14 protein-coding genes and 1 tRNA gene are annotated in these 15,732 nt (G+C 53.8%); 11 read left to right on the plus strand and 4 right to left on the minus strand.

Translation table 11 applies throughout. From position 1 onward, the window contains the following. The first annotated feature begins 460 nt into the window (after positions 1 to 460). The 3 genes from AC5FXQ_RS01800 to AC5FXQ_RS01810 all read left to right on the plus strand — a co-directional run bounded on the left by AC5FXQ_RS01800 (position 461) and on the right by AC5FXQ_RS01810 (position 2,617). Positions 461 to 1,468, plus strand: a complete 1,008-nt coding sequence (locus AC5FXQ_RS01800; RefSeq protein ID WP_493600792.1) for a cytochrome c — start codon at positions 461 to 463, stop codon at positions 1,466 to 1,468. A 98-nt stretch (positions 1,469 to 1,566) separates the two neighbouring features. After that, complete coding sequence (locus tag AC5FXQ_RS01805) at positions 1,567 to 2,088, plus strand: methylated-DNA--[protein]-cysteine S-methyltransferase (RefSeq protein ID WP_493600793.1); 522 nt, start codon at positions 1,567 to 1,569, stop codon at positions 2,086 to 2,088. Positions 2,089 to 2,185: 97 nt separating this feature from the next. After that, entirely contained in the window at positions 2,186 to 2,617 is a 432-nt protein-coding gene (locus AC5FXQ_RS01810; protein ID WP_493600794.1) for an RDD family protein, read from the plus strand. Between the two features lie 3 nt (positions 2,618 to 2,620). On the opposite strand, the gene AC5FXQ_RS01815 is transcribed toward AC5FXQ_RS01810, so the two are convergent. The 4 genes from AC5FXQ_RS01815 to AC5FXQ_RS01830 form a co-directional block, all read right to left on the minus strand. After that, a complete protein-coding gene (locus tag AC5FXQ_RS01815) occupies positions 2,621 to 3,181 on the minus strand; it encodes a SixA phosphatase family protein (protein WP_493600795.1) in 561 nt (186 codons plus the stop codon). Between the two features lie 364 nt (positions 3,182 to 3,545). Further along, a complete protein-coding gene (locus tag AC5FXQ_RS01820; RefSeq protein WP_493600796.1) occupies positions 3,546 to 6,422 on the minus strand; it encodes a tetratricopeptide repeat protein in 2,877 nt (958 codons plus the stop codon). A gap of 123 nt (positions 6,423 to 6,545) precedes the next feature. Next, positions 6,546 to 6,627, minus strand: a tRNA-Leu gene (locus tag AC5FXQ_RS01825). A 124-nt stretch (positions 6,628 to 6,751) separates the two neighbouring features. Further along, positions 6,752 to 7,459: a phosphatase PAP2 family protein gene (locus AC5FXQ_RS01830; RefSeq protein ID WP_493600797.1), complete on the minus strand. Its 708-nt coding sequence runs from the start codon at positions 7,457 to 7,459 to the stop codon at positions 6,752 to 6,754. Positions 7,460 to 7,551: 92 nt separating this feature from the next. Here AC5FXQ_RS01830 and thpR point away from each other — a divergent pair, with 92 nt between their 5' ends. The 8 genes from thpR (at position 7,552) to AC5FXQ_RS01870 (ending at position 15,215) form a co-directional block, all read left to right on the plus strand. Further along, the gene (thpR, locus tag AC5FXQ_RS01835) at positions 7,552 to 8,124 is read left to right on the plus strand and encodes an RNA 2',3'-cyclic phosphodiesterase (protein WP_493600798.1); all 573 of its coding nucleotides are present in this window, start codon (positions 7,552 to 7,554) and stop codon (positions 8,122 to 8,124) included. A gap of 33 nt (positions 8,125 to 8,157) precedes the next feature. Then, on the plus strand, positions 8,158 to 8,649 hold the full coding sequence (locus tag AC5FXQ_RS01840; RefSeq protein ID WP_493600799.1) for a CinA family protein: 492 nt from the start codon (positions 8,158 to 8,160) through the stop codon (positions 8,647 to 8,649). Positions 8,650 to 8,666: 17 nt separating this feature from the next. Next, entirely contained in the window at positions 8,667 to 9,311 is a 645-nt protein-coding gene (locus AC5FXQ_RS01845; protein ID WP_493600800.1) for a class I SAM-dependent methyltransferase, read from the plus strand. A gap of 58 nt (positions 9,312 to 9,369) precedes the next feature. Further along, positions 9,370 to 11,205, plus strand: a complete 1,836-nt coding sequence (locus AC5FXQ_RS01850; protein WP_493600801.1) for a M61 family metallopeptidase — start codon at positions 9,370 to 9,372, stop codon at positions 11,203 to 11,205. 2 nt (positions 11,206 to 11,207) lie between these two features. Further along, a complete protein-coding gene (locus AC5FXQ_RS01855; protein ID WP_493600802.1) occupies positions 11,208 to 11,702 on the plus strand; it encodes a hypothetical protein in 495 nt (164 codons plus the stop codon). A gap of 231 nt (positions 11,703 to 11,933) precedes the next feature. Beyond that, the gene (locus AC5FXQ_RS01860; protein ID WP_493600803.1) at positions 11,934 to 12,527 is read left to right on the plus strand and encodes a hypothetical protein; all 594 of its coding nucleotides are present in this window, start codon (positions 11,934 to 11,936) and stop codon (positions 12,525 to 12,527) included. Positions 12,528 to 12,688: 161 nt separating this feature from the next. Then, positions 12,689 to 13,705, plus strand: a complete 1,017-nt coding sequence (locus AC5FXQ_RS01865) for an MBL fold metallo-hydrolase (protein WP_493600804.1) — start codon at positions 12,689 to 12,691, stop codon at positions 13,703 to 13,705. Positions 13,706 to 13,757: 52 nt separating this feature from the next. Beyond that, positions 13,758 to 15,215, plus strand: coding sequence for a sodium:solute symporter (locus tag AC5FXQ_RS01870; protein ID WP_493600805.1), 1,458 nt, complete (start codon positions 13,758 to 13,760; stop codon positions 15,213 to 15,215). Positions 15,216 to 15,732: the final 517 nt, after the last annotated feature.

Raw genomic sequence — 15,732 nt, forward strand, 5'->3', positions numbered from 1 at the left:
CTTCGCTCAAACTTGCGGGATAATCGGGTAAAGCTAGTAACGAAGGGTTTATACCAAACGCCAACACCCCTATTGACCGATGGTCGCAAGTTTCGACTCTCGTCTCACTTGTCCAGTTTCTCCTGATAAACCTACTCTCAAAGGTGCTGGAATGCGCTTTGAGTGGTTTCTAACAGTAATGGTATGGCTCCTTAAAAATCCTGTAAATCCTCGGGGTAGGGGCCCTATGTAGAGATTCAGACAATTACTCCTCACAAATATATGTACATACATTTAATACAAAAACATAGTTCAGGATTCTACTCAAATATATTTCCCTTCTGCTATCTCTAAGCAGCCTTGTACTAAAAATAAGCAATCATAGCCACACCACCACTTGATTATAAAAATATTTATTTTAATTATTACACTTTACAGTTAAACTCGATTCCTATCTCTAAACCTTATACCTCTCACTATTATGAAAAAAGCATTTAAAATTATTGGCATGCTGGTGGTGGCACTGGCGGTCATTGTGGCGGCAGGGGTGGTATACCTGCGCTATACCTTCCCGAAGGTAGATGCGGCGCCGGTTATCACGATTGATAAAACACCCGAGATGGTGGAGCGGGGCGCTTACCTGGCCAACCATGTGGCGGTTTGCATTGACTGCCACTCTACACGAGACTTCTCCCGCTTCTCAGGGCCTATCGTGGAGGGCACCTATGGCAAAGGCGGTGACGTGTTTGACCACTCCATGGGCTTCCCCGGCACATTCTATGCCCGCAACATCACACCCGACAAAGAAACAGGTATAGGCAACTGGACCGACGGCGAGATCTACCGCGCCATCACGACCGGGGTCAGCCGCAACGGCGATCCGCTCTTTCCGGTGATGCCTTATAAGTCCTATGCCAGCATGAGCACCAATGATGTGTATGCCATCATTTCGTATATCCGCACCCTTGACCCTATCAAACACAAGGTACCAAAGGGCGACCCGGATTTCCCGATGAATTTGATTCTGCGCACCATCCCCTCTGGTAGCCCTACTCCTACTGATGAGCGAACCTTAACCAACGAAGTGCTGCGTGGCAAGTACCTGCTATCCATCGCCGCCTGTGCCGATTGCCATACCCCACAGGAAAAAGGAGCTCCCATTGAAGGCAAGTACCTGGCAGGTGGCTTTGAATTCAAATTTCCAAATGGAGCCGTGTTGCGCTCCGTTAACATCACACCGGATAAGCAGACAGGTATAGGTAGCTGGACTGAAGACGCCTTTGTGCAACGCTTTAAGAACTATGAAGCGCCCGAGGCCACTGCCGCAAAACTGGAGCCGGGCGCCTTCAACACGATTATGCCCTGGGCCATGTATGCCGGTATGAAAGAAGAAGACTTGCGTGCCATCTACAAATACCTGATGTCTGTGGAGCCAAACAACAACAAAGTAGAACGCTATACCCCGCCAGGGGCTGTTGCCAAAAAGTAGGGAGAAATCATTGTTTAAGTTGCCGGCCGCAGTTCAGAATGACAGGAAGACGTGGTTTAAACGTAGTGAAAGAGGTATGAAAAAGTTAACTTGCAGGTATGACAACAAACAGTCTTATGCAGGAAATCACTTATACTACTTATATCAAAAGTCCGCTGGGTCTTTTGCGCATTAGTGGCACGGAGCAAGGTATAAGCGAGATCAGGTTTGAGGAAGAGGAGGCTATACCTGCTCTTCCGGAATCACCGGTACCAGCTTGTCTGCAGGCCTGCGTACAGCAGTTGGCAGAGTATTTTGCGGGTGAGCGCCAGGGCTTCGACCTGCCACTGATACCTGCAGGCACAGCCTTCCAGAAGCAGGTGTGGCAGGAACTGCAAGGCATACCGCATGGTAAAACCACCAGTTACCTGGCTGTGTCAAGGGCTGTTTCGGGCGAGAAAGCCATACGTGCGGTGGGAGCTGCGAACGGACGAAACCCGATCTGCATTGTGGTGCCCTGCCACCGGGTGATTGGCAGCGACGGAAGTCTGACCGGTTATGCAGGCGGTCTTTGGAGAAAAGAATGGCTGCTGAGACATGAAGGTGCCCTGCGAACAGCTACACAAACCTCACTCTTTTAAAAATTCTAATATTAACCAAAATACTGCAACCCACTTGCAGGTATGTAGTATAAAGTAAAAGCACCCTATGTTAAGGTGCTTTTACCTGCTATTACGTATGCAATTGTCTTATCAGAAAGCGAAATCACACCTGCTCGAAGCCCAATTGGGTGCGCGGGTGCTCGCTTTTTGCCTGGACTCACTCTTCTTGATTTCCATCATCGGTCTGATCGAGTACTTTACCTTCAGCAGTGACGAGGAGGCGTTGCTTCTTAAATCAGAGCGGCTGCTTCACATGCTGCTGGGCTGGCTGTACTTTGCTGGCACCGAAAGTGCTGCCTGGCAGGGCTCTATCGGAAAACACCTGCTGGGGCTTCGCGTCGTAGGGCACAGCGGCGACCGCATTTCGTTCCGGCGCGCCAGTCTCCGCTATCTGCTCAAGCCAATCAGCATCTTCGTGCTGCTCATGCAGGCATTGACAGGGGCTCCGGTCGCTTCCTACTCCCGCCTGTTTCACGACCGCATCTGCAAAACCAGGGTGTTGTCCTAGCGTCTAAGCTCCAAATTCAGTAACCTCTACGCTAGCTGTATTGTCCGGGCGAACAGTCAGTTTGAACAGGTAGCGGTACTGGCTGTCTGCAATCTCCTCAAAAGGCTTTTGCGCACCGAATGCCTCCATGATCGGCAAGAGCGTATTGGAGTGCCCGGCCACCACAACCGTTTGACCGCGATGCTCCTGCAGAATACGCTCCTTCAGGCCTTCAAAATCATGACCTTCATACTGCACCACCTCGATGTTGCGTTCCTGCGCCAGCGGATAAAGCGTCTGACCGGTGCGCATGTACTTCGTAGCGTACAAGGCATCCACCTCCTGCCCTTCCAGTAAAGCACGCAAGGCCTCAGCACGGGCATGCCCTGCCTCTGTCAGTTCCGGATCTTCGTTGGAAGCTTCCGTGGTATCCTTCTCGGCATGGCGCACCAGGTATACAGTAGTCACTTCCGTAGCGGTCTCAATCTCCTCGATCTGCTGATCAGAAGTAGCGGAGCCGGAGTTGCAGGCACTGAACATGCCCAGAAATAGCAGGAAAAAGGAGATTTGGAAGAGGTTTTTCATAAGTCAGAAAGTTTAGGAGTTTGAAAGTTTAGGAGTTTGAAAGTTGAAAATGTAGTGACGTTACACTGTAACATTATGGTGCTACCTGGATTTAACGTATCTCTGTAGGGACAGGTCGCGACCTGTCCGAATCGTGCACCGACAACCATGCATTGGCAAATATACCCTGAAAAGTTTCAAAACCGCGTTCTACCGTACGCCGTTGCCGGATCTGCCATTCTTGTTTCACAGCACAGCCACCGCGAGGACAGGTCGCAACCTGTCCCTACAAGCCTTAATCCCGTGAATCCCTGGATAGGGTCTCATCCAGATTTCAACAATCACCCAATTAACCATTAACAATTTAACCACCAACAATTCCCCCCTACAACTTATACCCCAACTCTATACCTGCAGCGAGCAGGCGTTCGGCCTGGCTGTTTTTACCTTCCTGGTGCAGGAGCTTTACCAGGCTTTGGCGGGCTTCGTACAGGTATGGATTTTCGCGAAGGGCGGCTTCATAGGCTTTCCGGGCGCGTTTCGGCTCTTTCTCCGTTTCCCATACCTTACCGGAGGCAAACAGAAAATCGGCCAGTTCGGCAGGGGTGTGCTGCACGGGTTGTTTTTTGAGTTCTTCCTGCGCCTTGTGGGCATCCCCGAGGCCGGCGTATACCCGGGCCAAAAGGGTAGCTTCGCTGCGGGCACGCACTTTCCCGCTGCTGATAGGCTCCAGCAACTGCTGCGCGGCTGCTTTGTCACCGAGCTGCAATTGCCAGGCGGCCATGCGCACCATGTAGCCCGGGCGAGGAGTCCCTGCTGCTGCCAGTATACGTTGCGCTTCTGCCAAAGTCGCAATCGCTTCGGTATACTTGCCCTGTGTGGCCAGTACCTCGGCATACTGCTGGCGAAGTTCGTAGTGCTGCGGCTTGCGGGCAACCAGCGCCGCCAGGGTACGCTCCGCTTCCTGCGATGGAGCGGCCGTGCCACGCAACCAGCTGGTATAGGCCTGTGCCTCGTCGCGACGATCGCGCAGGTAGGTGGAGATGGTCGGTGCTTCCTGCACGTAGCGCTCTCCTACTGCAATCGCCTCGGGTAGCCGTCCGTAGGCAGTGTACATTTCACGGAAAGCCTGGTTCATGCGGGCGCGGGTGAGCAGATCATCCTCCAACAGCAGCGCCTGGTCGTAGCGTAATTGCTGCTCCTGCACGGCACGGCGGGCAGTCAACTGACCGGCTCTGCGACGGGCCTCCAGCAGCTCGGCCTCGGCTGTGTAGATCGGCGCATAGTCTTTGTTCACTTGCCGGGCACGCTCCAGCCACTGCTGCGACTCATCGAAGGCCAGCTGCCTTTGCTTCAGACCTGCATAGGCCAGCAGGGCAGGTTGGTAATTGGCGTCCCAGATCAGGGCAGAGTCCAGCAGCGCGGCGGCTTTCGGAAAATTGTGCGCCCTGGTTTCGCGCTCAGCCAGGTTCAGGTATACCTGCGCCCAGTTGCTGGCCATGGCCTGTTTGTCTCCAGCCAGGTAGGCTTCCTGCCGCTTCACCAGTTTATCCAGGAAGGTATACAGCTCCGGATCCTTTGTTTTGAGATCTCCGGTGGTGTTGATGGACTTGTGGTTGAGTGGGTGCACCTTCACAGGCTCAAAATAAGCCGGATAGGTTTGGGCCAGGTACTCGTGCTCATTGTTGGCTGAATAATAGTCGAGGGTTCGGCCCTCTTTCATGGCATGGTGGTAGAGACGACGTACAGCCCGGTTTTCGGCATCGGTAAACACCCGGCCATGGAACAGGTGCACATACTCGTGCAGCACCACGTTGCGCTCCAGGTAAGCACCCCGGATCACATATTCAATGGCGGCGGCTCCGCTTCCCACGCCCCGGATATCCATCCACTGGCGGTTGTCGAAGGTGGTGGCCTGCCGGAAGTAGGGCGAGTTCATGGCAATGGCCAGGTCGATGTGCAGGGGCGGAATGACAAATTTCTCCCCCTGCCGCGACAGGAACGGGAAGTATACGGTGCTGGCGTATAGCTGCGACCAGACCATTTTCTGCACCGTTTCTCCAGGATAGTAGGTCACATCCGGAAACACACGGGCGAAGTTAACCGGATCGGCAATCTTTGTTTGCTGAATGATCTGCGTGAGCGAATCATAAGCTGCCAGGTAGACGAGTTGCTTTTGCTTGATCACAGCGGCCAGGGCATTATGCGCCGGACCGTAGTGCTGCTTCCGGCGCAGGATACGCTGAAAAATAACTTCGGCTGAGTCGAGGCGCGGCTGGCGCGGCAGGTCGAAGGCCATGTAGTAAGCAGAGCCCCGCAGCATGTCGGGCAGTACGGAGGTCGGATATGCTTGCTGTACTTTGCGTATTTCGGTCAGCGCCTCCTGTAGTTTGCTTTGCGAGATCAGCTGATCGGCGGGCTGCAGGGCTTTCCGAACGGCTTCGTCTTCAGGCTGGGCATAGTCGGCATAGGTAAGGTTGGTATGCCCATTGCCCCAGTGCCAGTGCGTGACATAGTGCAGCGGGTTGAGCGCCAGCGCCAGTTCCCACTGAGCGGCCATGGCGTTGAGCTGTGTGGCATCCACCCGACGCCAGATGGCATAGCCGTAGTTGAAGCGGGCATCAGCATCAAAGGGGTTCAGCGTCAAACTCCTGACAAGTGGCTTTTCGGCCTCTTCGGGTTTCTGATCCCAGAAAAGCACATCCGACTCCAGCAGGTAGGCGGCCGCATTGTTGGGGTTCCAGCGCTGCACCTTTACTGCCTGGGCCAGGGCTTCGTTGTACTTCTTCTGAAACATCAGGATGCGTCCCACAAGCAAGGCAGCCTCTTCATCCTTTGCATTGCTACGCAGCAGTTTTTGAGTAGTGATCAGCGCCTTCGGCAACTCCCAGGCCTGCACCTGCAGCTTCGTCTGCAATAGCAAAGCCGCCCTGTTCGCCGGCTCCTGCTTCAGCACCTCTTCTACCAGTACTTCGGCTGCATCGTACTCGTGGCGCAGCATAGCAAGCCGGGCTTTTGCCAGCATCACCTCCTTGGAGGCAGCTGCCTTTTGCAGCAGCGCCTCCGCCTCCTGCCACATGCCGAGGTCCAGCATGCGGTTAGCCCTGTCTGCGACTGGCACTGCACCGTTCTGAAGCAAGGCACTCCGTTCCTTCTGCAGCCGGGCTTTTACTTCGGCAATCTGGTCAGGGTGCTGGGCAAGCGCAGGTATAGAGAACAGCAGCAAGGTATAGCCAAGGCAGGCAACAAGGAGGCGAGTCATAGTTTCAGTTTTAGAAAGGCGGTTGAGAACTCTAAGTTAAGCGGCCTGATGCTTATGACAAAGGAGAAAGGTATAAAAACAAAAAAGCCGGCTTTGCAGCCGGCTTTTAACATTTTGGATTAGTGCGCACGGGGAGAGTCGAACTCCCACGCCCGAAGGCACAGGCTTCTGAGACCTGCACGTCTACCAATTCCGCCACGTGCGCGCTTGGTAGTAATCAAAATGTAATTCCCAAAACCCTTTAACCCTTGTTGATTGGGATTGCAAAGGTATAACAGAAATTATTATCTGCAATAGTCCACCCGAAAAAAAATTGCTTTCACTAAAAATCAATCTTCCTCTACCACCGGAGCGATTTCTTTGCGGGTATACTTCTCGATGCGGCGCAACAACCAGATACCGATGATAACCCACAGAATACCAGCCGCAAAACCCGCCACCACATCTGTCGCATAATGCACCCGCAGGTAGATGCGGCTGAATCCGATGAGTAAAATAAAAATTACGAGCAGGGCCACTAAAAAATTTCGCAGGGGCTTGGACTCCACATGTCGCCAGGTCAGGTAAATGATCAAGCTGTAGAACGAGGCGGCGATCATGGAGTGTCCGCTCGGAAAGCTCAGGCCCGAAGCGTCGACCAGGGGCATGGCGGGCCGCTCCCTGTCGAAAAAGAACTTGAGCACCAGGTTGAGCGAGATACTGCCAAGCGCCACCACCGGCACTTTGAGAGAATACCACCTGTGCCGCCGCACAAACAGAAAGTAGGCGATGAGCAAGAGGCCTGCCGCTGTCATGAAGTGGCGGGAGGCGAAAAAGGTAATGAACTCGATAAACCGTGTAAAGCCGGTGCTTTGCATATCAGCGGCAACTGCAAAAGCTGCTTCGTCGAACTTGATCGGGCCGGCCGCAGAGGCAACCTCGGCGCTGACATATAAAAAGACGATGACACAGGCCAGGAAAACGGCCATCACAAAGATCAGTTCGAGGGTGAACAAGGCAAAGCCTGCTGCCAGCTTCTTATAATAGTGTCGTATCATGAATATCCAGGGGTCTTGTTTCTAGCATAGGCTAAGTATACGCCTGCCCACTAATTACGTATGCGAAGCCATACAGGATAGATACGCAGCACATGGGCCAAACCACCAGACTATTCATTGCAGCACCGCTCCCCGAGGAGTTAAAGCAGTACCTTAGCGAACAGGCAGGCAGGTATAAAGATGAAGCCATCCGCCAGGTTCCGGTAGAAAACCTGCACCTGACGCTTTACTTTATCGGCAACGTGCCCGCCAGTCAGTTAGACGCTATACAGGATGTCACCGCACACATGGCGCAACAGTTTGCCCCCTTCACGTTGCAACTGGAGGCGATAGAACCCGGACCCAAACCCCGCTCCCCACGCCTGATCTGGGCCCGGTTTGGAAGCCACGATGCCTTTGCCCAACTGAGCCGCAGCCTTACGCAGGCACTTTCAGAGGAGCCGCCTCTCAACCGTGAGCCTAAACCGCACGTCACGCTTGCCCGCTTTCGCAAAGACCGCCCGGTGCCGCATCACCTCGAATCGCTGCATCCGGATAGCCCGATCACACTCCAGGTGAACGAGATTGCGGTCTGGCATTCAGCGTTAGGATCGCCACATCCCCGCTACAGCATCCTGCACCGCTACCCGCTGACAGGTAACCCCCCGGAGGGCAAAGCAGTATGAGTAGCACCCCTTATCTGAATACGAATATACCTTATGAACCAAACAGAGCTTACCGAACTGACCATGATGCTGAAAGACAATGGCCTGACCATTGCCTTTGCAGAGAGCTGCACAGCTGGCATGCTATCTTCTGAACTGGTAAAAGCCAAAGGCAGCAGCGATGTGCTGATCGGCAGCCTGGTGGTATACAATGTCGAAGCCAAGAAAAAGCTGCTGGGCGTAAAACAGGAAACCCTGGACCTCTACACCGCTGAGTCGCAGCAGGTAACCAATGAGATGGTCATGGGATTGAAGAAGGCGCTCAATGCCGATATCAGCGTCGCTACCACGGGACTTGCCGGGGCTGGAGGCTCTGAGACTTCCGAGAAGCCGGTGGGCACTATTTTCGTGTCTTTTCTATATGATGGCAAGGCAGAGGAGTTCAGGGAAGTCTTCAAAGGCAACAGCCAAAGCCTGCTCAAACAATTCACCGAGTATGTGCTGGAGAAACTCAAAGGGATTGTAGAGGAGCATTATGCCCGGTAAGATCTTACCTTTGCAAGGTGAGCAACACCAACTTCGACAGCATCGCCCCGGTTTATGACGGCCTTTCCCGCTTGGTGTTTGGCAATGCGCTGCGGCGGGCGCAGGTACAACACCTGTCGCTTATACCTGCAAAAGCGAACGTACTGCTGATCGGCGGTGGCTCTGGCTGGCTACTGGAGCAGCTGCTCAGGTATAGCCCTCTGGCGGAAGTCACTTACCTGGAGGCCTCGGAGAAAATGCTGGAGATGACCCGGAGGCGCATCGGGCAGAGAATCCCCTCTGCTCTTTCAAACATCACTTTCCGGCCTGGCACAGAAGACAACCTGCAGCAGCATGAAACCTTTGACGTCATCCTCACTCCTTTCCTGCTCGACCTCTTCCCGGATGAGCGGCTGACATACCTGATGAACCGGCTGTGCACTGCGATGCGTCCGCAGGGACTTTGGCTGTTTAGTGATTTCTGGCCTGCGCAGGTGCCGGCTCCGGCCTGGCAGCGGCTCTTACTAAGGAGCATGTATACCTTCTTCGGAAAAGTAAGCCAGGTAAGCGCTACCCGCCTGCCTGATTTTGAGCGCCATTTCGCCAGACTGCCCCTGCAGGAGTTACAGGCAGCGTCATTTTACGGCGGACTGGTGCAGGCCAAGGTATACCGGAAGGTATAGCGGCTTTGCGCAACAGCTATAAAATCCCTACTTTTATTTTCGAACCAAACACTCCCTTATGTCCACGAGACTTTTTGGCGCCCTGTGTGCTGCCTTGTCGCTGACGCTCACGCCACTACTGGCACAGGAGCAGCAAGTGCGCTACCACCTCTCCTTCCCGAACGCCGTGCACCACGAGGCACAGATCAGCGTGACGTTTACAGGTATAAAAAGCGATACCCTGCAGGTGCTCATGCCACGCAGTTCGCCGGGCCGCTACGCCTTGCATGAGTTTGCCAAAAACGTGTACAGCGTCAAAGCCACCGACAGCAAAGGGCAGGAACTGCGCGTCAGCCGCTATAGTCCGCACCAGTGGCATGTGAGCGGGCACCAGGGAGAAGTTATCCTGAGCTATACCTTGTTCGGCGACCATGCCGACGGCACTTATACCGGCATCGACGAGACGCATGCACACCTGAACATGCCCGCTACGCTCATGTATGCCCGCGGCTTCGAGCAGGCACCGGCCCGTGTGACGTTCCGCATACCACAGGGCAGCAACTGGAAAATAGCCACGCAGCTGCAGCCGCTGAACGACTCGACTTTCCAGGCTCCGAATTTTCAGTACCTGATGGACAGCCCGACAGAGCTGAGTGACTTTGCCTTTGCGGAGTGGCAGGTACAGAATGGCGCCAAAAGCAAGACCATACAGGTAGCCATGCACCACCAGGGCCCTCAAACGGCATTCGACAACTATGTGGCCAGCACCAAAAAGATCGTGGCAGAGCAGCAGGCCGTTTTCGGGAAGTTGCCCGACTTCGACTTTGACCGCTATACCTTCATTGCCTGCTACATGCCACAGGCGGTGGGCGATGGCATGGAACACCGCAACTCCACCATCCTGACCAGCTCAAGGCCTTTAGCCACTTCCATGAATCCGCTGCTCAATACGGTGTCGCATGAGTTTTTCCATGCCTGGAATGTAGAGCGCCTGCGCCCCGCCAGTCTGGAGCCATTTGATTTTCAGGAAGCCAACATGTCGGAGGCCCTATGGCTGGCAGAGGGCTTTACCACCTACTACGGAGACCTGACCATGCGCCGTGCGGGCATCTTCGACTTAAAGAAATACAGCAGTGATCTGGCCGGAGACCTGAATTATGTACTGCTCTCACCGGGCCGCCACTACCACAGCCTGGTAGAAATGAGCCTGCAGGCTCCTTTCGTGGATGCCGCCCGCTCCGTGGACCCGCACAACCGCCACAACACCTTTATCTCCTACTATACCTATGGCAGTGTACTCGGCTTGGGGCTGGACCTGACCCTGCGTCGTGACTTCAACACTACCCTGGATGCTTATATGCAGGCGCTCTGGCAGAAATACGGTCAACCGGAGAAGCCCTATACCTTGCGTGACCTGGAGCAGACGCTGGCCGAAGTGACAAAAGACACTGCCTGGGCCGCTGATTTTTTCAGACGACAGGTATACGGCAGCGAATTACCTGACTATGCCGCGCTCCTGGCCGAGGCAGGTCTGCAGTTACGGAAAGACAACCCAGGCAAAGCAGGCCTCGGCATGGCCAATTTTGAATACAGCAAGCAAGGCGCTAAACTCATGAACGGCACCTATGTGACCTCTCCACTCTATAAAGCCGGCCTCGACCGTGGCGACGTTATCCTGACGCTCGATGGAAGAAAAGTAACCAGCGAAAAGGAAATGGAAAAGATCATGAACAGGCTCAAGCCAGCCCACAGCGTGCCCGTAACTTACCAACGCCACGGCACCGTCAGAAAGGCAACCCTGATCATGGAAGAAATTCCTACCCTGGAGGTTGTACCATTTGAAGCGGCTGGCAAAGAGCTGACGCCAGCCATGCAGCAGTTCAGACAAGCCTGGCTGGGAGCCAGGACAAAGTAACCATGCAAGGTATAAACCCAAAAGTAATCCTGCTGTATTGTCTGATCATGCTGCTCACCTCCTATGCCTTTGTTGCGTTGGGCTACATCTATGACATGCCGCTGGCTGAGTTATACCTGGAAACGGACAACTTAGGAGACTTTGAGGAAAGCGCTACCAAGTATGGCGTGAACAATGCCCGCATCGACAGATTCAAGCTGGTGCTACAGGGCGCTCCCTATGTCGGGGCACTGTTTGGCGTGGTGCTTTCCTTTATCGCCATCAGGCGCAAGAAACTGGGTTTGCAACATGCTGGATTTGTGCTGGTCATCGCTATCGTATTTGCCCTCCTCGGTTTGTTAGACAATGGGATGATGAAGGGCATCCTTTTTGCTCCCGGCAGACTGGTTTCTGATTCCGTTGCAACCATCTATACCTTGAACTACCTGCTATTGCTGGGATTTAGCTTCTGGTTGGCCTTTTCGGGCAGGCTTATACCTGCAAAAGACAAGAAATAAGCTTCCGGCTAAAAGCACTTGGGCAGGTGAGTAGATTTTTTGAGGCTGTACACTATGCAGCAGGTATAGCCGCTGGCAACAAAAGACTTAGGACCTCGTTTGGAAATAGACATCCGCTTGTTTCAGAAGCATTTGTACCTTAACTTAGTACCACATTCAACAGCGATTTTTCACGTGAAAATATTTTTGAGCACCATACTGACCTGCAGCCTACTTTTTGCCGGTAGCGCTATGGCACAGACAGGCCAGAAAGCCAGTCTGGAAACCGCGCCGGCCCCTACCCTGCAGGAAAGGCCAGCCTCGGCTTCTGAGGAAGAAAGGCCGACAAAATTTGAGATGCCAGCAAAGCGCCTCAGCTATAGCCTGGCCGCTGGCGCCAGCTTTGGCAGCGGTTTTGGCGCCACCTACCTGGAGCCGACCGTTCGTTATCAGCTCAATCCGCGCCTGCGTGTGTTCAGCAGCCTGACTTACATGTCGGTGATGCCGGGCCAGTACAGCGTTCCTACTACAGACGGAGGCACCACGCTGATGCGTACCAGTCCGAGCAACCATTACATCGCCCATGTGGGTGCCGACTACCTGGTAAACGAACGCCTGATCCTGAGCGGCAGCATCTGGAAGGACTTCTCGAATGTTCCGGCCCAGAACCCGGCTTACATGAACTTTATGACGCCGGGTCGTCAGGGTATGGATTTCCGGGCAACCTATAAAATTACAGAGCACTTTTCGGTGACGGGCGCTATGCGCTACTCCAATGGTGCTTCTCCCTTCTATGGACCTTTCCAACACCCGGTATCTGTGGGCAGAGGCGGTAGCTTCTGGTAACAGCTCCCTGCATAGCCTAAGAAAATCAAGTGCGCCTTTTCTGAATGGAGAAGGCGCTTTTTTTATGCCCACTGACGTATTTTAATTAATTTTCCGCACACGTTTCAACTTTCGTGCGCGTTATCGTGTTAATAATCCCTGAAAACAAGCTTATTCAGATTTTGAGGCAGAAGAACGAAACAGTAAGACATCTGAAAAACGACAAACTTGACGTGGTGAAGCCAGATTTCCGCGGCAACAAGACCATCAATGGACAGTTTGTGAACGGCGGCGAGCTCTACACCCCTAAACTGAGCAAAGTGCTGCGCTGGAAAACTACCCGCAATCCGCAGCGTGAAGAGAAGAAAGCCGACAACTATATCCCACCCGTTGTCTACGGCACCGACTTCATCAACTCTAAAGAAAACATGGTGGTATGGCTCGGGCATGCGACCTTCCTGATTCGGGTAAACGGACTGACCATGATCACAGATCCTGTGTTCTATGACCTGCCTATGATCAAGCGCCGCATCGGTCTGCCCTGTGCGCCGGAGCAACTCACAGGTATAGACCTGGTGCTGTTTTCGCACGGTCACCGCGACCACCTCGACGAGCGGTCCATCAAAACCCTGTACCGTCAAAACCCTGACCTGAAGGCGCTGCTGCCGCTTCGGGCAGGCGATCTGCTGCGCAGTGCTGAGCCGCATATGCCTTATCAGGAAGCAGGCTGGTATCAGAAGTTCGACCTTACCCCGCAAGGTATAGAGATCTATTTTTTGCCTGCCTCACACTGGCACCGCCGCGGCATGTTCGACATGAACAAGGTGTTGTGGGGAAGCTTCCTGATCAGGACGCCCACCATGCAGCTGTACTTTGCCGGCGACACGGGTTATAACGGGCATTTTGAGGAAATAGAGGCGCTTTTTGGGCCGATGGATGTGTGCCTGATGCCGGTAGGTGCCTATCGTCCGAGTTTTCTGATGCAGAAGAGTCACCTGAACCCGCATGAAGCAGTGCGGGCTTATAATGTATTGCGAGGGGGTACGTTCATCCCGATGCACTACGGGACCTTCGACTTGTCAGATGAGCCGGCGGGTGAGCCGGTGCGTCTACTCGAGCAGATAGCCGCTTCGGGCATGATGCAGGGGCTGCGTATACCTGCCATCGGGGAACCGGTGCTGCTGCGCGAGCTGCTATAGCCCGAAAACCGGCGGGCTGTGCTATATTTGCAGCCTCACGACGGCAACACACATGTCTGCAACGCTTATCATCAGCCTCATCATCGGCTATTTCGGCATCCTGATCCTGATCTCTTTCCTGACGGGCAAGAGCACCGATTCTGACACCTTCTTTCTGGCCAACCGCAAATCGCCCTGGTATGTAGTGGCTTTCGGGATGATCGGCGCGACGCTTTCGGGGGTAACTTTCGTGTCAGTGCCAGGCATGGTGCGCGACCTGCAGTTCACCTACATGCAGCTCGTGCTGGGCTACCTGGCAGGCTATGTGGTCATTGCCACGGTACTCCTGCCGCTTTACTACCGCCTCAATTTAGTCTCCATCTATACCTACCTGGATCAGCGCTTCGGCTTTTGGTCCTATAAAACCGGGGCTGGCTTCTTTCTGCTTTCGCGCACCCTGGGAGCCGCCATTCGCCTCTTTCTGGTAGCCAGTGTGCTGCAACTGGCCGTATTTGATGAGATGGGCATTCCTTTCGCGGTGACGGTAGGCATTACCATTCTGCTGATCTGGGCCTATACCTTCCGGGGCGGCATGAAAACTATCATCTGGACCGATACTTTTCAGACCACGGCCATGCTACTGGCAGTTGGAGTGAGCATCTGGGTGGTGTCGGATGAACTAAACCTGAGCTTTCAGGGGATGGTTGACACGATCTCAGCCAGTGAGTATGGCGATGTGTTTAACTGGGAGTACAAGGAGAACACCTATTTCCTGAAGCAGTTCTTTTCGGGCGCCTTTATCACAATTGTGATGACGGGTCTTGACCAGGACATGATGCAAAAGAACCTGAGCTGCAAAAACATTGGAGAAGCGCAAAAGAACATGTTCTGGTTCAGCGTGATTCTGGTGGTCGTGAATGTCATGTTCCTGTCGCTGGGTGCGCTGCTATACCTGTACTCTTCTTCCAAAGGCATAGCCCTACCTGCACGTGGCGATGATGTGTTCCCTTTCCTGGCACTGAACCATTTCCCGGCTGTGGTAGGCATCGCCTTTATCCTGGGCATTATCGCTATTGCCTACGCCTCCGCCGACTCTGCCCTTACCTCGCTCACTACTTCCTTCTGTGTAGACTTCCTCAATTTTAAAGAACGCAGCGAGCACGAACGGGTACGTATGCGCTACATCGTGCATATTGGCTTTTCGGTAATCATGATGCTCGTGATCCTAGCCGTGAATGAGATCAACAGCCAAAGCCTGATCTCAACGCTGCTGCAGGTGGCAGGCTATACCTACGGACCGCTGCTGGGGCTCTATACCTTTGGCCTCTACACCCGCCGCCAGGTACGCGACCGCTTTGTCCCGGCCATCTGCCTCGTGGCTCCCATGCTCACCTACATCATCAGCGCCAACTCCGCCGAGTGGTTCAACGGCTACCAGTTCGGTTTTGAAGTGCTGATTTTGAACGGGTTCCTGACTTTTGTGGGTTTGTGGGCGGTGTCTGAATCAGGATTGACAGGATTAAAGGATTGACAGGATTCTTATGCACAATTAACCTGCCCCTCCGAGGAGGGGAATTATGATATTGCCGCTGCGCAGGTATATTACTCGTGGGACGTCTTGTGCATGATTATCATCCCTTGCCCCTTTTTTTCGAGGGCCCCTACCCCAAGGGGGACTTCGGCTGTTCCAGTTTGGCAGGTATTGGGACTTAAGTTAGTGCTACAGATACCGGGTCAAACCACCCCTGCCCCTTAGAGCTACGCTCGCAATCTTCGAACTCGCGTTCTCGATTGTCTAAGGAGGGGAACCCTGTCGCTGCCATTTTATAGGTATAAGCCCTGTCGAGACTGTAAAAAATCACTGGCAAGTATCGAAAGACTAACTTGCACGCTGGCAATGCAACAGATAACCTGAGCCCGGTGCACCCTGTGACACTCCACTCTTTGAGCGTTCAGCGAGTGGGGGTAGGGGCCCTCGATTTGTGTCAAGACAAAAAGTGAGGCCCGCCCGGCCAGGGCAAAAGCTGCCCGCCGCACAGGCGAAATGC

The sequence above is a fragment of the Pontibacter sp. LHS1 genome (assembly GCF_058932855.1).